The 21,205-nt window shown below is 38.3% G+C and carries 17 protein-coding genes; 10 read left to right on the forward strand and 7 right to left on the reverse strand.

Features of this window, described 5'->3' with window-relative positions; translation table 11 throughout:
* Positions 1-58: 58 nt before the first annotated feature.
* A complete protein-coding gene (locus ACWIT3_RS00115) occupies positions 59-685 on the forward strand; it encodes a TRAP transporter small permease (RefSeq protein ID WP_457160833.1) in 627 nt (208 codons plus the stop codon).
* A complete protein-coding gene (gene dctM, locus ACWIT3_RS00120; RefSeq protein ID WP_457160834.1) occupies positions 682-1,965 on the forward strand; it encodes a C4-dicarboxylate TRAP transporter large permease protein DctM in 1,284 nt (427 codons plus the stop codon). The genes ACWIT3_RS00115 and dctM overlap by 4 nt, the downstream gene beginning before the upstream one ends.
* Before the next feature lie 69 nt (positions 1,966-2,034).
* Here the strand turns inward: dctM and ACWIT3_RS00125 are convergent, their stop codons facing one another.
* From ACWIT3_RS00125 to proQ, 5 genes are all read right to left on the reverse strand, one after another.
* Complete coding sequence (locus tag ACWIT3_RS00125; RefSeq protein ID WP_457160835.1) at positions 2,035-2,664, reverse strand: MBL fold metallo-hydrolase; 630 nt, start codon at positions 2,662-2,664, stop codon at positions 2,035-2,037.
* An 80-nt stretch (positions 2,665-2,744) separates the two neighbouring features.
* Positions 2,745-3,305, reverse strand: a complete 561-nt coding sequence (locus ACWIT3_RS00130; protein WP_457160836.1) for a DUF882 domain-containing protein — start codon at positions 3,303-3,305, stop codon at positions 2,745-2,747.
* Positions 3,306-3,448: 143 nt separating this feature from the next.
* The gene (locus ACWIT3_RS00135) at positions 3,449-4,960 is read right to left on the reverse strand and encodes a L,D-transpeptidase family protein (protein WP_457160837.1); all 1,512 of its coding nucleotides are present in this window, start codon (positions 4,958-4,960) and stop codon (positions 3,449-3,451) included.
* Positions 4,961-5,035: 75 nt separating this feature from the next.
* Entirely contained in the window at positions 5,036-7,081 is a 2,046-nt protein-coding gene (gene prc / locus ACWIT3_RS00140; protein ID WP_457160838.1) for a carboxy terminal-processing peptidase, read from the reverse strand.
* A 96-nt stretch (positions 7,082-7,177) separates the two neighbouring features.
* Positions 7,178-7,813 (reverse strand): RNA chaperone ProQ, encoded by a 636-nt coding sequence (gene proQ / locus ACWIT3_RS00145; RefSeq protein WP_457160839.1) that lies wholly within the window; start codon positions 7,811-7,813, stop codon positions 7,178-7,180.
* 220 nt (positions 7,814-8,033) lie between these two features.
* On the opposite strand from proQ, the gene ACWIT3_RS00150 reads away from it, so the two are divergent.
* A complete protein-coding gene (locus ACWIT3_RS00150; protein WP_457160840.1) occupies positions 8,034-9,287 on the forward strand; it encodes a PqiA/YebS family transporter subunit in 1,254 nt (417 codons plus the stop codon).
* Complete coding sequence (locus ACWIT3_RS00155; protein ID WP_457160841.1) at positions 9,265-11,919, forward strand: MlaD family protein; 2,655 nt, start codon at positions 9,265-9,267, stop codon at positions 11,917-11,919. The genes ACWIT3_RS00150 and ACWIT3_RS00155 overlap by 23 nt, the downstream gene beginning before the upstream one ends.
* A gap of 74 nt (positions 11,920-11,993) precedes the next feature.
* Here the strand turns inward: ACWIT3_RS00155 and pepT are convergent, their stop codons facing one another.
* On the reverse strand, positions 11,994-13,232 hold the full coding sequence (pepT, locus tag ACWIT3_RS00160; RefSeq protein ID WP_457160842.1) for a peptidase T: 1,239 nt from the start codon (positions 13,230-13,232) through the stop codon (positions 11,994-11,996).
* A 323-nt stretch (positions 13,233-13,555) separates the two neighbouring features.
* Here pepT and potA point away from each other — a divergent pair, with 323 nt between their 5' ends.
* The 6 genes from potA to cdd all read left to right on the forward strand — a co-directional run bounded on the left by potA (position 13,556) and on the right by cdd (position 19,761).
* A complete protein-coding gene (potA, locus tag ACWIT3_RS00165; RefSeq protein ID WP_457160843.1) occupies positions 13,556-14,668 on the forward strand; it encodes a spermidine/putrescine ABC transporter ATP-binding protein PotA in 1,113 nt (370 codons plus the stop codon).
* Positions 14,658-15,512 carry a spermidine/putrescine ABC transporter permease PotB gene (potB, locus tag ACWIT3_RS00170; RefSeq protein WP_457160844.1) on the forward strand — a complete coding sequence of 285 codons (855 nt, stop codon included), beginning with the start codon at positions 14,658-14,660 and terminating at the stop codon, positions 15,510-15,512. Before potA ends, potB begins: the two co-directional genes overlap by 11 nt.
* Positions 15,512-16,279 carry a spermidine/putrescine ABC transporter permease PotC gene (gene potC, locus ACWIT3_RS00175; protein WP_457160845.1) on the forward strand — a complete coding sequence of 256 codons (768 nt, stop codon included), beginning with the start codon at positions 15,512-15,514 and terminating at the stop codon, positions 16,277-16,279. The genes potB and potC overlap by 1 nt, the downstream gene beginning before the upstream one ends.
* 129 nt (positions 16,280-16,408) lie before the next feature.
* On the forward strand, positions 16,409-17,455 hold the full coding sequence (locus ACWIT3_RS00180; protein ID WP_457160846.1) for an extracellular solute-binding protein: 1,047 nt from the start codon (positions 16,409-16,411) through the stop codon (positions 17,453-17,455).
* Between the two features lie 259 nt (positions 17,456-17,714).
* The gene (locus ACWIT3_RS00185) at positions 17,715-18,761 is read left to right on the forward strand and encodes an extracellular solute-binding protein (protein ID WP_457160847.1); all 1,047 of its coding nucleotides are present in this window, start codon (positions 17,715-17,717) and stop codon (positions 18,759-18,761) included.
* Between the two features lie 103 nt (positions 18,762-18,864).
* Positions 18,865-19,761 (forward strand): cytidine deaminase, encoded by an 897-nt coding sequence (gene cdd / locus ACWIT3_RS00190; protein ID WP_457160848.1) that lies wholly within the window; start codon positions 18,865-18,867, stop codon positions 19,759-19,761.
* A 153-nt stretch (positions 19,762-19,914) separates the two neighbouring features.
* Here the strand turns inward: cdd and serS are convergent, their stop codons facing one another.
* The gene (gene serS, locus ACWIT3_RS00195) at positions 19,915-21,204 is read right to left on the reverse strand and encodes a serine--tRNA ligase (RefSeq protein ID WP_457160849.1); all 1,290 of its coding nucleotides are present in this window, start codon (positions 21,202-21,204) and stop codon (positions 19,915-19,917) included.
* Position 21,205 lies beyond the last annotated feature (1 nt).

The raw sequence follows: 21,205 nt of genomic DNA on the forward strand, positions 1-21,205 counted from the left end.
GAATTTAAGGTGCTGTGGCTGAAAAGTCATTGCACCTTTTTATATTGTTGGAGGAACAATGACATCACTAAAATGGCTCTGGGAACGTTTTGAGGAATGTTTGATCTCAATTTTATTAGCCGTCATGACGCTTGTGACATTCTTCTATGTGGTTTTCAATAATTTATATAACGTTTTCTTTGATTTAGCCGATAATTATCCAAGTTTAGCAGGCTTTGCGGAACCAACGGGTGAATTTATTATGAACATGGCTCAAGAAATGACATGGAGTATTGCTGTCACAAAAGCCTGTTTCGGCTGGTTAATTTTCTTTGGTGCCTCTTATGGTGTTCGTACAGCTGGACATATTGGTGTGGATGCTGTCGTAAAATTATTTGGACGTCATACTCAACGTATGATTGGTTTGATTGCTTGTATTGTCTGCATTATTTATGGCGTATTAATCGCAACAGCAAGCTATGAATGGATCCACGCAATGTATGTCGCTAACATTGGTGCAGATGATTTACACCATTTTGATATTAAGTTATGGCAAATCGGTATGATTATGCCGATTGGTTTTACACTGATTGCCATCCGCTTTATTGAAATTTTAGTCCGTATTTTACGTGGTAAACAAACTGGGTTAGGTTTAGCTGACGAAAGTGTCGATGCCATGAAATTAGCACAAGGAGAAGAAAAATGACCGTATTTGTGCTCTTTATTTTATTATTCCTTTTAATGTTTCTAGGTGTGCCTATTGCGATTTCATTAGGCCTATCTGGTGCAATTGTTATTATGTTTTTTAGCCAAGACTCTCTCAGCTCATTGGCAATTAAGTTATTTGAAACATCAGAACATTACACATTATTAGCCATTCCATTCTTCTTGCTTGCAGGTGCCTTCATGACGACTGGAGGAGTCGCAAAACGTTTAATTGATTTTGCTAATGCGACTGTCGGACATATTCGCGGTGGCTTAGCGATCGCTTCGGTCATGTCTTGTATGTTATTCGCGGCTTTATCAGGATCAAGCCCTGCGACAGTTGCAGCAGTAGGCTCGATCGCGATTGCTGGGATGGTTCGTTCTGGCTATCCTGTAGGGTTTGGGACAGGGATTATCTGTAATGCAGGTACCTTAGGGATTCTCATTCCGCCGTCTGTTGTCATGGTGGTTTATGCCGCCGCCACAGAGACTTCAGTAGGTAAATTATTTATGGCAGGCGTAGTACCAGGTTTATTACTTGGTGGGGCATTAATGGTCGCAATCTATGTCGTTGCTCGGATTAAAAATCTCCCAGCTCAACCTCGCGCCTCTGTTAAAGAATGGTTCCGTGCAGCACGTAAGGCGATCTGGGGACTGCTCTTAATGGTCATCATTCTTGGTGGTATTTATAGCGGTATATTTACCCCAACTGAAGCAGCTGCCGTCGCCGCGGTTTACTCCTTTGTTGTGGCTGTCTTTATTTATAAAGACATCAAACTGAGTGAATGCCCACGTGTTTTATTAGAATCTGCCAAACTTAGCATTATGCTGATGTTTATTATCGCCAATGCGATGCTATTTGCGCATGTATTAACAACAGAACAAATTCCACAATTAATCACGGAAACGGTAACACGCATGGAGCTTTCACCATGGGCGTTCTTAATTGCCGTGAATATTGTTCTCTTAATTGCAGGCGCATTTATGGAGCCATCCGCAATTATCCTCATCCTCGCGCCAATTTTATTCCCAATTGCCGTACAACTAGGAATTGATCCAATTCATTTAGGGGTCATCATGGTGGTCAACATGGAAATTGGTATGATTACACCGCCAATTGGCTTAAACCTGTTCGTTGCATCTGCAGTATCAAAAATGCCTTTAACTGCGGTTATTCGTGCCTCGATGCCATGGCTGATGCTACTATTAGCATTCCTAATTGCCATTACGTATATTCCTGCCATTTCAATGGCATTGCCAAATTGGATGGGAATTAATTAAAATCATCACGTGTAACATAAAAAATGCCCCATTGTATTTTGGGGCATTTTTCCTTTCTGATAAGTAAAATTAGCGAATGAATGGATTATGCTGTTTTTCTTGACCGATAGTAGTATAAGGACCATGTCCTGCCACAATAATCATATCATCGCCTAAAGAATAAAGTTTCTCACGAATCACATTTATCAGCGTTTGATGATCACCTCCTGGGAAATCTGTTCTGCCTATACTCTGCTTAAATAATACATCCCCCGTAAAACTGATACGTTTATTGTGCTCGATAAATCCAATATGTCCTGGCGTATGACCTGGCAGATGTAACACTTCAAACTTCATCTCTCCGACATCAATAATCTCGCCCTCCTGATTAAGCCAGCGATCTGGCGTAAAGGCGTCAATCTCGGCTAAGCCAAACCTTTTTGACTGCTCAGGTAACTGCTGAAACCAATATTCATCTAAATGATGTGGACCGACGATCTCGACCTGAAAATGTTGCTTTAATTTCGGTGCAGCACCAACATGATCAAGATGCCCATGCGTTAATAAGATCAAGCTTAAATTTAATTCAAGTTCTTCGATGCGTTTAATTAATTTCTCCGCCTCACCACCTGGATCAATGATTGCCGCATGTTTATGCTCATCCCAAATTAAAGAACAATTTTGCTGAAAAGGTGTGACGGGAATGATTTCAATATTCATGATATTTCTCTATCGCTAAATAACAACAAAACCGCACTCAACATGCGGTTCATTTTTTAAAATTTGATAATTTATTTTTATCAGCTACCACGCCACGTTCGAACAGGGCCTGTATCAATATGAATAAAATTGCTACGTGGATAATAGCCTACTCCACCATTCCCTAGACCTTCAGCTGCTTGACGAAGCTTGGCTAATGGCACACTATCAATACGAAAATCGATCGCTTGACCACGCGTATGGTAACTATTACTTGCAACACCACGACTCTTACGACGCATTGCTGCATTACTCGATGGAGAACGGTAACCACAGATAATTTGAATTTCTGTATTACGTAAACCTAAGTGTGTCTGTAAACGGTAAAACTTAGCAAAGAGTTGTGGATCCATACGGTGAATTTGATTATTACGTTTATCACGCATTAAATAATCCAATTGCTTCAGTGCTGCAGATGAAAACCCTTTACTTGGTAAAAATTCACCACTGAATTTATCGCCTGTATTAATATTTCTAAAACGCAAAATACGTGGTTTTGGCGTTGAAACAGCCGCTAACAAGCTATTAGGCAATAAAGAGGCACCCAATACAATTCCACCTAGGGATAACCACTTACGACGACTATGGTTAATACTATTCATTATCTTTATGTCTCTATGTTATTCAATGTTTAATTTGACCAACGTAATGACGATTTGTTCTCACAATAACAAAATTGCCCCAATTTTACTGATTTCCTTGCTAAAAGAAAGGGGAAATTGCTCAAATTATGACAAAAATCACATTAATTGAGGTATTTTTTAATAATATCCCAATTTATATAGCTTAAGTTTGGTGTGGCATCATAACCATAAATATCAGGTAGTGTATGGGTTTTATTACCATTTACCCAGGTCGTCACATAATATAAAAAGACAGGATTATGTGAACTAATGTTCTCTGATGTCGTTTTACGGCTCTGCAACGTACTACGTTTTCTTTCTTCTGTCCAACCCGCTTCTTTCAACAAAATAGTGGCTAATTCATCTGATTTTTCAATACGGACACAGCCTGAACTCAATGCACGATCTTTTTTCGCGAATAAGCCTCTACTTGGTGTGTCATGTAAGAAAATCGCATCTGAACTTGGCATATTAAATTTAAAATTCCCTAAAGCACTGTCTCCAGGTGCTTGACGTAAACGATATGGGAATTTTTTCGCTGTCATATTTTCCCAATCGATTGTATAAGGGTCGATGGTTTTTCCTTTACTATCAATAATCGTATAACCATTACGATAAATATAACTCGGATCTTTACGCACTTTTGGAATAATATCTTCATTAATTAAACGTGTTGGTGTATTCCAAGGCGGGTTTACGACAACATTACTCAGTTTGCTATATAGGACAGGTGTCTTACGCGCTTTTTTACCAACAATCACTTTTGAGCTCAGCACTAACTTCCCATCACGATAGTAATTTAATTCGTAACTAGGAATATTGACAAATACCCCCTCTTCAAAGGCAGGAATTACACGTAGACGTTGAGCATTAATTGCCATTTTATACAATTTAGCTAACGCGTCTTTATCTAAATTCGGCACATTCACTAGGGCAGGTAATGCAGCTGACGTCTCTTTATACCAACTATTTGATGTAGAAAGTGTAGCTAGAAAATCAAGTGTTTTTCCTTCCTTTACCGCATTTAACCAATCAATAATTTGTAATTCAGTAGGTAAACTGGATTTATAGTTGTTTGCTGAATAAAGCCATTTTTGTGCTGATTTTAAAATATTGCTGCTGTAATACATATAATCTAAAAAAGTATCTGTTAACAGAGCATCACGTTCAAAGCTCCCCTTTTCCAGACGATCGATTTGTTCCAATATCATCGCGGCATTTTTTGAAACACCACTCACAACCACCATGGCATATTCGCGCAAAAATTGTTTTTCTGTTGCGTTATCTGTCCAAATCAATTGAAAATCATTTTCAGCATAAATTTTCGCAACCATTGATTTAAACTGTAGTGGCACTTCACCTAACTTAAGATTCAGTTCTGCTTCAGCAAGTGCTTGTTTTTCTGCCGCCAAACGCGCTTCTTCAGCTTTTTTCTCGGCAGCAAGCTGTGCTTCGATCGCTTTTGCTTCAAGCTCAAGCTGTTTACTCGCAAGTAAATCTATTTCTTGCGTAGATTCAGGAGTCGAAATAACGGTCTTTTGGGCTGATACTTCTGCATAGGTTGTCTCAATATATAAAGAAACAAACACCAACATCGCAAACTGTGCAAGCTTAAATGGTTTTGTGATTAACATAATATCGTTCCTTAAAAATAATTAGAAAGTGACCGCACTTTTTTGTTCAAAGTGCGGTCAATTATGAATCTAATTTTATTTTTCTTGTTTTCTACGGTTATTTTCCGCTTCAAATTTAACTAAATCCGCTGCCATCTTTTCGGCTTCCTTCAAATAGAAATCTGGCGCTTCATAATCTTTTGGTAAATCGTCCAATTCTTTTAGTGGCTTTTTACCTTCTCGTTTAAATCGGGCATTTAACTCTTTCAAACGTCTTGCATCATCTTTATCATTTTCTGCCTTACGATGCTGATAATTCAATGATAAATATTTACGCTCTCTACGCGCATCACGAATTTTTAGCTCTTCATTTAAGGCGACAAACTCAGGATCTTTTGCCATACGTGCCAAATGCTTTTCATTTAAGACATGTACAGCATCACGAGCCTGTGCGACTTCCAGATAATTAGCCGCTGGAATTTTATCCCATGGTAACGCATTATCTTCCTTCTCTTCACCATATTCTTTCATATCAATCGCGGCAGGGAAGTCAATGTCTGCGGCAACACCTTTTAACTGGGTACTCCCGCCATCAATACGGTAAAACTTTTGAATAGTGTATTGAATCACACCTAATGGATCTTGATTCGCGTCAAAAGCGAAATTTAATGAGCGGCTTTGTTGTACCGTCCCCTTACCAAATGTATTCTGTCCGATCACAATACCACGGTTATAATCTTGCATTGCCGCGGCAAAAATTTCTGATGCTGAAGCACTAAAACGATTAATCATCACGAATAAGGGTCCAGAATAAACTTGTGCGCTATCGGGATCTTCATGAATACGAATGCGCTGGAACGCATCACGGACTTGAACAATCGGTCCATCACTAATAAATAAGCCACTTAATGCGACAGCTTCAGTTAATGCGCCGCCCCCATTCTCACGCAAATCAATAATTAACGCTTTTGCTTTCTTGGTTTGCATGTCCGCCAGTAACTTACGTACATCTTGTGTTAAACCAATATAAAAACTTGGAATTTTAATCGAGGCAACAGTTTGTCCGTCTACTTTACTAATCGTCAGTTTAGCCGCTTGATCCTCGATTCTCACTTTATCGCGGGTCAATGTAATGACTTTCGACTTACCCCCTTTAGCAGGTTCTACTTCTAAACGAACTTTTGTTCCTTTTTTACCTTTAATTTTGTCAACAATATCTTCTAATCGCCAACCGACGACATCTTCTATTTCACCCGTTGCCTGCCCCACACCAATAATGCGATCACCAGCTTTCAACTTCTTACTTTTCTCAGCAGGTGCCCCAGGCACGAGTGATTTAATGGTTGTCCCATCATCTTCGGTTTGTTGTAATGTTGCACCAATACCTTCTAAAGAAAGATTCATACTTTCATTAAAGCTTTTTGCAGTACGGGGTGCCAAATAACTGGTATGTGGATCGATTTCACGCGCAAACGCATTTAAATACACTTGTAAAATATCATCCGCTTTGGTCTGCGTTAAACGTCGAATCGCCAGATCATAACGTTTAGTCAATGTTTTCTTAATATCAGACCACTTTTTGCCTTTTAACTTTTGATTGATCACGTCATTTTTGACCCGTTGTTCCCATAAAGCATCTAATTCCAGATTATCTTTTGGCCAAGCCGCATGTTCACGATCAATTTCGATTTGATCATCACCTGATAAATTTGGTTCTTTATCCAATAATGAAAGTGCATATTTATAACGCTCATAGCGTTTTTTCATCATTAAGTCATACATTTCAAACGCGATAGAAAGATCACCTTCGTTTAACGACTCATCAAATTTAGTCGCAAACTTTGATTTCATTTCATCAACATCCGCTTGCAAAAACGTATTTCGACTGAAATCCAGTGCTTTCAAATAACGATCAAAAATTTTCTGTGAAAACGCATCATCTAATTGGAATTTACGGTAATGACTCTGAGTTAAACGCGTTGCAACACGTTTAGTGGCTAATTGATTTTCTTCTGTAGGTTGTGGAATGAGAATATCACTTTGCTTAATTTTAGGCTGTACTGCCTCGGCAATATTCACATTCATTAAAAAAGTGCTTAACAAAAACACGGTTAAGTAACTTTTAGTTCTACTTAATTTCATTTCATCTTCCTAAAAAAGAAAATATGGCTAATAACTTATTGATTTCAAATGCACAAATGCCATCGAACAAGATGGCATTTTATTTTACTTGTTAAATTATGCGAAAAGGTGTTCGGCAGTCACACTCATCACGACACCGTTATCAAGCTGTACACGCGCAGAATCTTTGACAATATCAAGCACAACAGCATGTTTTGGACTACCACCGACCTTCACTTTCACCGCTTCCCCTTTCTGTAAACGGGTAAAATCAATGGCATTTAATTTCACTTTCGGCTTACGTACAACATTTTTTTTACTATTCATGTTGTTCTCTTTTGTTGCCGTCACTTTATTATTTGGGCGACGAGCAGGACGTTTTTTTTCTGGATTTGCTGCTTTTTCTGCCGCTCTTTTCTCAGCGACTTTGGCTTTTGCTTCCGCTAATTGCGCTGCTGCATGTTCTGCATGTTCTTGCTCTAATACGCCACAAGGGTTACCTTGTAAATCAACACGCTCAGCCCCCACTTTACAGCCATGTAAATAACGCCAATTTGACGTGTACGCGCGTAAAGCCTGACGTAGTTGAGTTTTACTGACTCGCTCATCATCTTTTAAGGTTTCTGCTAATTCTTGGAACAAGCCGATTTTTAAGGGTTTTGCTTCGCCTTCCAATGAAAAACAAAGTGGGAATTTTTCCACTAAATACGCAATAATTTCTTTATTATTTGTTAATTTCTGGAGTTCACTCATTCTCTCATCCTGGGTATTTATTTTTAATAAAAAAACTCGGCATAGTTTAGCTCACTTTGAGAAAAAATGACAATTATATAATCACATAAATACGTTAATTTACTTTTCTAGACCAAATCTTCACACTTTGCGAAGAGGCAATAATAGCTATTTCCAAAATATTCTGGACAGTATAAAATGTCTGCTCTTTACCAATTAAACAGGGTCTATTGTACTGGAGATGATAAAAACAACGCCGCCCACACACCAAAATGAGCTTGCCTGTTGCGCTGATTGTAATGCGGTGGTAGCGTTTCCTCAGTTACAGCCACAACAATATGCAGAATGTCCACGTTGTCATAATGCGATTCGTTCGACAGATCGTTGGAGTCTACATCGCTGTGCTATGCTTGCTCTCTCAATCTTAATTCTAATGCCTTTTGCCCTCAATTATCCTTTACTCAGCATTGACCTTTTAGGTTCTAAAATTGACGCTTCTGTTTGGGGAGGCATCTGGAAAATGGCCACGAATGGTTACCCATACACCGCGTTTCTCGTGTTTATTTGTGCCGTGTTTATGCCCATTTCTTTTGCATTATTAGTGATATTACTGCGCATTTGTCAGCTAATCGGTATCAAACCACGTAATTTGTTAATATCATTAAATCATATCAAGCCATGGGTTATGTTTGATGTGTATTTGGTTGCTCTTGCTGTGACGATGTTTAAAGTCAGAGAGTATGCAGAGCTCGAGATAGATATTTATTTGATTGCATTCATCTTCACATCCTTACTCACGACATTACTTTTTATCAAGCTCAATCCAAAGGCATTATGGAATGATTTTTATCCTAATCACGAACCGCTCTTTGAGCGCTCAAATATCCGTCCACATTTTTGCACAGAGTGCCAATACAGCTTTAGGCAGACCAATCTAGATAATCAACATCGTGTAATTTGTCCACGTTGTGCTTCTCGCCTCCATTCATCTGACGATATTAAATTACAGCGAACTTGGGCAACACTTCTTGCTGGGATCATTATGATTTTCCCAGCTAATCTCTTACCTATGTCCATTGTCTATCTGAATGGCGCCCCGACCGAAGATACCTTGATGTCGGGTGTATTAAGCTTTATCGATATGGAAAGCTATTTCATTGCTTTCATCGTTTTTGTCGCCAGTATTTTTGTTCCTATCAGTAAAATCCTGATTATGCTTTACTTACTCAGTTGCGTGCATTTTAGATTAAAACACTCAATAAAATGGCAAATGCGTTTATTACACTTTGTTCACTTTGTCGGACGCTGGTCTATGCTCGATCTCTTTGTCTTAGCGCTCATGATGTCTTTAGTTGCACGGGGTCAATTAATTGATTTTTCTGTTGGACCTGCCGCCTTTTACTTTGGCTTAGCTGTATTCTTAACCATGATTTCTACTTCACAATTTGACAGTCGCTTAATTTGGAAAATTTATGACACAACACAATCAAAATGACAATGTTGAACAACGTTATACCGAAACAAATGCAAATTTAAAGCAAGTTAGACGTATCTCGCCTTTCTGGCTACTTCCCTTTATTGCCTTTTGCATCGGTGCATTATTGTTTTTTCAAATCATCCAAGAACAAGGTCACACCATTCGGATTACTTTCGCGAGTGGTGAAGGGTTAATTGCAGGTAAAACACAAGTCCGTTATCAAGGTCTGCAGATTGGTGTAGTAAAAAAAGTCAACTTTACTGATGACTTAAAACAAGTTGAAGTAATCGCTAATATTTACCCTGAAGCAAAAACCGTTTTACGTAAAAATACGAAATTTTGGTTAGTCAAACCAAGTGCATCATTAGCTGGTATTTCAGGTATTGATGCATTGGTGTCAGGAAACTACATCACTTTACAACCTGGTGATGGCGAAACAGAAGATGAATTTATCGCTGAAACAGAGGGACCTATTGCACAAGTCGATGATGGTGATTTATTAGTCCATTTATTAGCAGATGATCTCGGATCAATTTCTATTGGCGCGTCAGTGTATTTTAAAAAGCTTCCTGTGGGTAAAATTTACGATTATCGCTTCGTGGAAGAAGGCAAAAAAGTCTCAATTAGTATTGTAATTGATAAAAAATATGCACATTTTGTTAAAAAAGACAGCCATTTCTGGAATATTAGCGGGATTGATGCACAAATAGGTTTATCTGGGATCAATATTAATGTGGATAGTTTAAATGCCATCGTACAAGGGGCGGTCGCTTTTGACTCCCCTGCTAAGAGTGAACCCGCTCAACATCATGATAAATTCACACTTTATGCTAATTTCAATGCTGCAAAACGTGGAATCACCATCGATATTACGGTGCCTAATAGCTCTGGACTACAAACAGGGCAAACCCACGTATATCACCAAAATAAACAAATTGGTTTACTCTCTGAACTGAGTAGTGTTGAAAATAATCCTAAATTGTTAACTGGTAAGCTTCTAGTAGATCCCCTTCACCAAGATTTATTTACCCGCAATACACAAATCGTATTACGTAATAAAACGCTTAATTTGGGTGATTTAACTAATATTCAACACCTATTACGTGGTGAATATTTTGATATTCTTGCAGGCATGGGCGAACCACAAACGCAGTTTACCGTCATTAAAGAAAACGAGTTATTATTACAACAGCCAAATACGCTGGTTTTAACTCTAACTGCACCTGAAACTTATGGTGTTAACGAAGGACAACCTATCTATTATAACAATATTACGATTGGTGAAATCATTGAGCAATCGCTTGATATTGAGCACGTTACCTTGAAAATTGCCATTGCAGAAAAATATCGCCATTTGATCCATCAGGACACACGCTTTATTGCTGCATCTAATTTCGATATCAATATTGATGCCAATGGATTACGCCTTGAAGCCGCGTCTCCTCAAAAATGGTTACAAGGTGGAATTCGCGTGATTGCAGGTTCCCAAAATCAAGGAGAGCCTTTAACGACTTATCCATTATATAAAGACATGACTCATGCTGAATCGGGTATTACTGATGGAAAATTAGCCCCGACAATCACCTTAACTACGACATCACTACCTAGCATTAGTCAAGGTTCATTAGTACTCTATCGTCAATATGAAGTGGGCAAAATTCTTGATGTTCGCCCGAAAAAAAATGCCTTCGAAGTCGAAGTCTTTATTTATCCGAAACACCAAGCACTTCTCACGGATAAAAGCGTATTTTGGGTAGAAAGTGCGGCACAAATTGATATAAGTACGAAAGGGATTAGTATCCAAGCCGCCCCATTAGCGCGAACACTAAAAGGTGCGGTCAGTTTTGACAATATAAGCACAGGCTCACCACGTATTCTTTATAGCAATGAATTACGTGCGAAATCTGCAGGACAGCAAATTACGTTTACAACGGATGATGCCACCAATTTAACCAAAGGGATGAGCTTACGTTACCTCGGATTAACCATTGGTGAAATTGAACAAGTCAATTTAGAGAGTAAAACGAAAAAAATCAACGCAAAAGCGTTGATCAATCCGCAATATATGTCATTAATCGCCAAAGAAGGAAGCCGATTTACAGTCATCTCACCTCAATTGTCTGCGGCAGCGATCGAGAATTTGGACAGCTTATTACAACCTTATATTGATGTAGAGATCGGTAATGGGAAAACTAAAACACACTTCCCACTGTTCCAATCTGCGCCACGGAAAAACAATCAATACGCGCAAGGTTTCCCACTAGTATTAGAAACCCATGATGCGCTCAATATCACAACAGGCTCGCCTATTTTATACCGTGGTGTTGAAGTTGGTACGATCAATCAGATTACGTTGAATGAACTGGGCGATCGTGTTTTTGTACATATTCTCATTGCACAAAAATATAAACACTTAGTACGCCAAAACTCAGCGTTTTGGATTGCCGCAGGTTATGACCTTAACTTGAGTTTCAGTGGTGCAGAGGTGAATACCGGCTCAATCCAGCAATTACTAAAAGGTGGTATTGCATTTTCGACTCCGCCTAGCCACATAATTCAACCTGCTGCCAAAGCTAACCAACACTTTTTACTGCAAGTGAAAAAGCCTGTTAATGCACAGCAATGGAACTCTGGTGCCTTACCACAATAATCAGAGGCAGATAAAAAATAAACCGCACACGACAAACTCAGTGCGGTTTATTTTTCTGTCCCTGATGACACAAACTACTCTAACGCCAGTGCTGCAATTGTAACAATGACATTCACGGCACTTTTCATGCCTTCTAATGTAATGAGTTCATGTTTACTATGGAAATTATATCCCCCTGTAAAAATATTTGGGCAAGCTAACCCTTTTTCCGCTAGCCATGCACCATCAGTTCCTCCACGAATCGCTTTATGAATAGGCTTAATACCACATTGTTGCATGGCCTTATCCGCAAGTTCCACTGCTTGAGGCACTTTCTTAACCATTTCATTCATATTTTTATAGCTATCAGTGATTTCAACAACGACGGGCTTTTTCAAGTGTTTTTTCATATTAAATTCAGCCACTAAATGCTGAATAAAATTTTTACGTTGAGTGAATCCTGCTTGTTCAAAATCACGGATCAAATAATGTAACTCCACTTTTTCGACATCACCATGAAAACTATTCAGGTGATAAAAGCCTTGTCTTCCCTCTGTTGTCTCTGGTGTTTCATCAACAGGAAAACCTTGCTGAAACTCACAAGCTAAAGTCAATGCATTCACCATTTTGTCTTTTGCTGAGCCAGCATGCATATTCACACCTTCTATTGTCACTTTGGCGCTTGCTGCATTAAAGTTCTCATATTCGAGTTCGCCCACTTCCCCCCCATCAATCGTATAAGCCCAATGACACGCAAAGGAATCAAACGGGAAAAATTGCATCCCCAAACCGATTTCTTCATCAGGTGTAAATGCCACTCGGATATTACAGTGCGGTAAATTATTTTCTTTTAATAATGCAAGTGCAGTCATAATTTCCGCAATCCCAGCTTTGTTATCGGCACCTAATAAAGTGTTACCATCTGCAACAATTAACGTTTTACCAACAAGTTGATGCAAAAAATGATAATGTGCTGGGCTAATAAACGCCTCTCCTACCCCTAGCGAAATATCACCGCCACGATAATTTTCAATGACTTCAGCCTGTACATTTTTACCACTGCATTGCGTCGCAGTATCTAGATGGGCAATCAAGCCTATTGTTGGTGCATTAGGGTTCACATTCGAGGGCAAAAACGCAGTGACGACTGCGTGCTTAGATATCTCAACATTCTCCAAGCCTAATGCGATTAACTCTTGTTGCAAATGCTTCGCCAATTTGAGTTGCCCTGGCGAGCTTGGTGAAAGTTTAGCACCCATTTTAGATTGAGTGTCATAAGTCGTATAGTGAAGAAAACGTTCTAATAAGCGATATTCTTGATCTGAATTCAACATAAAATTTACTCTCCCGAAAAGCATACCTTAAGTCTAACGGCAAATAACAAGATCTTCCTTGATATATCACAATTTTTTTCGTTTCTTTTTAGAAAACATCACATTTCCTTCACTGTAACGCTCAATTCACTTTGTGATTGTATTTTCATGATGAAGTGATTCTCCCAAGATTGCTTAATTTTTTTATAAAACCACTTTTAATTATTAAGCAATCGCTATATCATTAGCATTTATTTTTTAATCGTAAGCGCCAACAGGTTTTCTGTTGGCATTTGTTTCTACTCAATACCGAAGTCGGTACATTAGGGAGAAAACCAAAGCTAGTGGAAAGTTCAGTTCAAAACAAGCCTATTATTGAGCTTCGTTCTATTACGAAATCTTATGGTAATAAAACCATCATTGAAAACTTTAATTTAACTATCAATAATGGTGAGTTTTTAACCATTCTAGGTCCTTCAGGCTGTGGTAAAACAACGGTTTTACGCTTACTTGCTGGCTTAGAAGAATTAGACTCTGGTCATATTATTCTTGACGGTGAGGACATTACTGACGTGCCAGCTGAACAGCGCTACGTTAATACTGTTTTCCAAAGTTATGCCCTATTTCCACATATGACGATTTTCGAAAATGTGGCATTTGGTTTACGTATGCAAAAAGTACCCAATGAGGAAATTAAGCCTCGTGTACTTGAAGCATTACGTATGGTGCAATTAGAAGAATATGCGGACAGCAAACCTGCTCAACTTTCTGGTGGACAACAACAACGTATTGCAATTGCCCGTGCGGTAGTCAATAAACCTAAAGTGTTATTACTTGATGAATCACTTTCTGCGTTAGATTATAAATTACGTAAGCAAATGCAAAACGAATTAAAAGCATTACAACGTAAACTTGGAATTACCTTTATTTTCGTTACTCATGATCAAGAAGAAGCATTAACAATGTCTGATCGTATCATTGTGTTACGTAAAGGTCATATCCAACAAGACGGTTCACCACGTGAAATTTATGAAGAGCCGAAAAACTTATTCGTTGCCAAATTCATCGGTGAAATCAACATTTTCAATGCGACCGTATTAGAACGCCTTGATGAAAAACGCGTACTTGCGAATGTAGAAGGTCGAATTTGCGAAATTTATACCGCACTTGACGTTGTACCTGAGCAAAAACTGAAAGTATTACTACGCCCAGAAGATATTCTCATCGAAGAACTGGATGAAAACCAAAGTTCTAAAGCAATTATTGGTCACGTAGCCGATCGTAACTATAAAGGGATGACATTAGAATCGAACATTACATTAGATCATAATGGCATGTCTGTTTTAGTTAGCGAATTCTTTAATGAAGACGATCCAAACATCGATCACTCTTTAGGTCAAAAAGTGGCATTAACGTGGCACGAAGGCTGGGAGGTTGTGCTGAGCGATGAAGAATAACGCTTTTCAGAAATCAACTATTGCCGTCATTTTCGGCTGGTTGATCTTCTTTGTACTTGTGCCAAACTTATTAGTGCTTATCGTGAGTTTCTTAACTCGCGATAGCAGTAATTTTTATGCGTTGCCATTTACCTTTGAAAACTATACACGCTTATTTGAGCCACTTTATGCTCAAGTCGTATGGAATTCACTGTATATGTCAGGTTTAGCAACATTTGTTTGCTTAATTATTGGCTATCCATTCGCCTTTTTACTCACAAAAATTAATCCTAAATACCGTCCATTTTTGCTGTTTCTCGTGGTGTTACCTTTCTGGACTAACTCACTAATTCGTATTTATGGTATGAAAATCTTTTTGGGTGTCAAAGGTATCTTGAATAACACGTTAATGACGCTCGGTATTATTGATACACCTATTCGTATTTTAAATACTGAAGTTGCGGTCGTCATTGGTTTGGTGTATTTGCTCTTACCATTCATGATTTTACCACTTTATGCAGCTATCGAAAAATTAGACTACCGTCTACTCGAAGCGGCAAAAGACCTTGGAGCAAATGCATTCCAACGTTTCATTAAAGTGATTATTCCACTCACAATGCCAGGGATTATTGCAGGTTGTTTATTAGTCCTGTTGCCTGCCATGGGAATGTTCTATGTTGCCGATTTATTAGGTGGTGCAAAAGTATTGCTAGTGGGTAACGTAATTAAGAGTGAATTCTTAATTTCACGTAACTGGCCATTTGGTTCTGCGATCAGTATCGGTCTGACAATCTTAATGGCATTACTCATCTTTGTTTACTACAAAGCGAGTAAGTTAATGAATAAGAAAATGGAGTTGGAATAATGAGCCGTTTACTACGTAATATTTTTATGCTGGTGGTATACGCTTATTTGTATATCCCAATTATCATCCTCGTAACCAACTCGTTTAATGACGATCGCTATGGCTTAACTTGGAAAGGATTTAGTTGGAAATGGTATGAGCGCTTGTTTAATAACGATACGTTAATCCAAGCGGCAATCCACTCTGTCACGATCGCATTTTTTGCTGCAACGATCGCAACGATCATTGGAGGACTTACTGCAATCGCACTTTATCGCTACCGTTTCCGTGGGAAACAAGCAGTAAGTGGTATGTTATTCATCGTCATGATGTCACCTGATATCGTAATGGCAGTATCATTATTAGCCTTATTTATGATTGTAGGCATTAACTTAGGGTTTTGGTCATTGCTTTTAGCACACATTACTTTCTGTTTGCCGTATGTCGTTGTCACAATTTTTTCACGCCTCAAAGGGTTTGATGCAAAAATGCTAGAAGCCGCAAAAGATTTAGGGGCTGGAGAAGTGACAATTTTACGTAAAATCATTTTCCCATTAGCACTTCCCGCAGTGATTTCAGGTTGGTTACTTAGCTTTACCATCTCGTTAGATGACGTTGTAGTATCGTCATTCGTGAGTGGAGTCAGCTATGAAATCCTACCGCTGAAAATTTTCTCACTCGTGAAAACAGGCGTCACGCCTGAAGTGAATGCTTTAGCAACAATTATGATCATTCTCTCTTTAGCACTGGTCATCTTAAGCCAAATTGTTGCAAGAAAAGGAAAATAAGAGTTGTAGGAAAATAATACTTCACAAACAATCCAATACCAAATAGAATACGCCTTGCCTTAAAACAAGGCGTTTTTTTATGCCTCTAATATAAAAGAGAACGTTTACCTCTAACAGGAGATGATAGAAATGAAAAAATTTGCAGGTCTTGTGACTGCAGGAATCATGACACTTGGCTTAACCGCTAATGCACATGCAACCAATGACACGGTTTACCTTTATACTTGGACCGAATATGTCCCAGATGGTTTATTAGATGAATTTACAAAAGAAACGGGCATCAAAGTTATCGTTTCTAGTTTAGAATCCAACGAAACTATGTATGCGAAATTGAAAACACAAGGTGAAACAGGTGGTTATGATGTTATTGCACCATCAAACTATTTTGTGTCAAAAATGTCGCGTGAAGGTATGCTAAAAGAGCTAGACCACAGCAAATTACCTGTTATCAAAGAGTTGAATCCAGACTGGTTAGATAAACCTTACGATAAAGGAAATAAGTATTCGTTACCACAATTATTAGGTGCGCCGGGTATCGCGTATAACACTGACAGCTACAAAGGTGAAAACTTTACTGCTTGGGGTGACTTATGGAAGCCTGAATTTAAAGGTAAAGTACAATTACTTGATGATGCTCGTGAAGTATTTAATATTGCCTTATTAAAATTAGGTCAAGATCCAAATACGAAAGATCCCGCTATCATCAAACAAGCTTACGAAGAGTTATTAAAGCTACGTCCAAACGTGTTGTCATTCAACTCTGACAACCCAGCTAACTCATTCATCTCTGGTGAAGTTGAAGTAGGTCAATTATGGAATGGTTCTGTACGTATTGCGAAGAAAGAACAAGCACCTTTAGATATGGTCTTTCCAAAAGAAGGTCCAGTACTTTGGGTTGATACACTCGCAATCCCTGTAACATCCAAAAATCCAGACAGTGCACATAAATTAATTAACTACTTATTAAGTGCAAAAGTTTCTGCAAGACTGACGGAAGAAATTGGTTACCCAACATCTAACGTTGAAGCATTAAAATTATTACCAGCAGAAATTACACAAGATCCAGCCATCTACCCGACAGCTGACATCTTACAAAAAAGCCACTGGCAAGATGATGTTGGTGATGCAGTAGAACACTACGAAAATTATTACCAACAATTAAAAGCAGCAAAATAATCTGTTTTTAAACGAGTAACATATCTCAAGTGCGGTTGAAATTTTACATATTTTAACCGCACTTTTTCTTGTCCCGACTTATATTCTTATCTTCTCACTAAATGAATTTTTAATCATAAATTTTATATAACAATTCATTTACATTATGAACATTCTAGCCTACAATCCGTCCTTGTCCGTATCCATTCGGCATCTTCAGGTCAGACAACCTAAGGGTTTAACTGACATATTTTTCACCCATTTTCTGGGAGCAACATAAATGAAAAAATTAACTGGCATTTTAACTGCTGGCGTGATGATGCTGGGCGTAAGCAATCTTGCAAGCGCAGCTAATAATGAAGTTTATCTTTACACTTGGACAGAATATGTTCCTGAAGGCTTATTAGATGAATTTACCAAACAAACTGGGATTAAAGTCATTGTTTCAAGCCTTGAGTCAAATGAAACGATGTACGCAAAATTAAAAACGATGGGAGAAGATGGCGGTTATGACGTCATTGCACCAACAAGCTACTTTGTTTCAAAAATGGCTCGTGAAGGAATGTTAAAAGAACTCGATCACAGTCAATTACCCGTTATTAAAGAGCTTGACCCGAATATGCTTGATCGCCCATATGACAAAGGAAATAAATATTCATTACCTCAGCTCTTTGGTGCAACTGGTATTGCCTATAACACCGCGAATCAAACACCTGCACAATTTCAGTCTTGGGCGGATTTATGGAAGTCGGACTTTAAAGGTAAAGTCCAAATGCTTGACGATCCTCGAGAGTTGTTTAATATAGCGTTATTAAAAATGGGTAAAGACCCTAATACACAAGACCCTGCGATACTGAAAGAAGCTTATGAAGAATTATTAAAATTGCGCCCAAATATTCTTTCTTTTAACTCTGATAATCCTGCTAGTACTTTTATCTCAGGTGAAACAGATATTGGCTTACTTTGGAATGGTTCTGTGCGTATTGCTAAAAATGAAGGTGCTCAAGTGGATATGGTTTATCCAAAAGAAGGAACGATGCTATGGATTGATAACTTAGCCATTCCTGCGACCGCAAAAAATACAGAAAACGCTTATAAATTAATTAACTATTTATTAAGCGCAGACGTATCCGAAAAACTGACATTAAATATCGGTTACCCAACTTCTAATTTGGAAGCACTAAAACGCTTACCAAAAGAGCTAACAGAAGATCAAGCAACGTTTTTAACTCAAGATGTCATTGACCGTAGTCAATGGCAAATCGATGTCGATAATGCTATTGATTTATACGATAGCTACTATCAAAAACTGAAAGCAGCAAAATAATTAAGCATAGCTTGATTTCAATCACAAAAAGATCTTCTGAATGAAGATCTTTTCTGTTTTGTACATTAATATAAGTAAAAATATTCAGACAAGGAGAGCTAATATGAATAAACATATTTCAGAGAAAATCACCCAAGCCCTGCACCAGATAGAGCCAGAAATGCTTAGACAGGACCTGTTGCATATTTTAGAAGAACAACATTTTGTAGGTTTCCTCCCCAATTTCGTTGTTCAGCATATTTGTGAAAAACATCACCTTGATAATAAACAACTTGCTTTAAAATTATTACCTATCGCAGCCTGTTACTCACATGCTCCAATTTCAGATTTCCATGTTGGTGCAGTTGCGATTGGGATTAGTGGTCATTTTTATTTTGGTGCAAATCAAGAATTTTCTCACAGTAATATCCAACAAACAATTCACGCAGAACAAAGTGCTATCTCACATGCATGGATGAAACAGGAGAAAGGCATTACAGATATTGTTGTTAACTACACCCCATGCGGTCACTGCCGCCAATTTATGAATGAATTGAATTCGGCATCAGAACTCCATATTCATCTTCCACACAGTCAAAATAACCCGTTACAACAATATTTACCTGACTCATTCGGACCAAGAGATTTAAATATTGCCTTACTTCTGTTAGATGAACATTGTAATCATCTAAGTTACCACACTAAAAATCCAGTGACATTAGCGGCATTAGAAGCGGCCAATATCGCGCATGCGCCTTATTCGAAGTCTTATCATGGTGTGGCTATCCAACTACAAGATCAACGTATTTTTATCGGCAGCTATGCTGAAAATGCCGCCTTTAATCCCAGCTTACCGGCCTTACAAGTAGCCTTAAATCATGTGTTTTTAAACGGTGGGGAAATAGAAAATATTCAAAGCATTGTGATGGTCGAACAAGCTAACACGCTTAGCTATCGTAAAATGAGTGAGGACTTGATTGAAAGTATTTGTGATGTGAAATTAGAATATATTGCACTCTAATGTATCTTATAAAAATGCAGTCAACGTTCAATGACTGATTGGCTGCATTTTCAAATTAAGACGTAAAAGGAAAACAAACGATGCCACATTGTTAATGTTTCCATAACATAAAAAAAGATAGCCAATTGGCTATCCTTTTTTAGTAGACACACATTATTTTCCAATAACAGTTAATCCATTCATATATGGACGCAATACCGTCGGCACAGTAATCGTACCATCAGCATTTTGGTAGTTTTCTAATACCGCCACTAAAGTACGTCCCACAGCTAAACCTGAGCCATTTAAAGTATGGACTAAACGTGGCTTTTTATCACCTTTTGTACGACAACGAGCTTGCATACGGCGCGCTTGGAAATCCCACATATTTGAACAAGAAGAAATTTCTCTATAAGTATTTTGTGCAGGAAGCCACACTTCTAAATCATATGTTTTGCATGCGCCAAATCCCATATCACCTGTACATAATAAGACTTTACGGTATGGAAGTTCTAATAATTGCAACACTTTTTCTGCCTGACCAGTCAATTCTTCTAAGGCGTCCATTGAGGTCTCTGGAGCAACGATTTGCACTAATTCTACTTTATCAAATTGGTGCATACGAATTAAACCACGAGTATCACGTCCATAAGACCCAGCTTCAGAACGGAAACAAGGTGTATGTGCGGTCATTTTTAATGGTAAATCTGCCTCTTCTAAAATGACATCACGCACCAAGTTTGTTACTGGCACCTCGGCAGTAGGAATTAACGCATAAGGCTGTTCACCTTCTAACGCATTAGTGTGGAATAAATCCTCACCAAATTTAGGTAATTGACCTGTACCATAAAGAGTTGTGTGATTCACTAAATAAGGGACATACGTTTCCATATATCCATGTTGCTCAGTATGTAAATCAAGCATAAATTGCGACAATGCACGATGTAATTTCGCAATTTGTCCTTTCATTACTGCAAAACGAGAACCGCTTAATTTTGCTCCCGCAGAGAAATCTAAACCTTGTAAAGTTTCCCCTAATGTCACATGATCTTGCACTTCAAAATCAAATACTTTTGGTGTTCCCCAACGGGATACCTCTAGGTTCTCACTATCATCTTTTCCTAAAGGGACTTCATCTGCTGGTAAATTAGGAATCGTTAACGCGATTTGGTTAATTTCCGCTAAGACATCATCCAATTTTGCCTTAGTCGTACTGAGTTCAATTCCCATACTGTCGACTTCATCTAATAATGTCGAAATATCTTCACCACGCGCTTTAGCCTGACCAATATTTTTTGAACGCGCATTACGTTCAGCTTGTAAGGTTTCAGTTTTCACTTGTAATGATTTACGTTGTTCTTCTAAGTCACTTAACAAAGCAACATCTAACACGAAATTGCGCTTAATTTTTAACTTCTCTGCCACGTCTACAAGATTATTACGCAATAGATTTGGATCGATCATG

The organism is Pasteurella sp. P03HT, assembly GCF_054052285.1.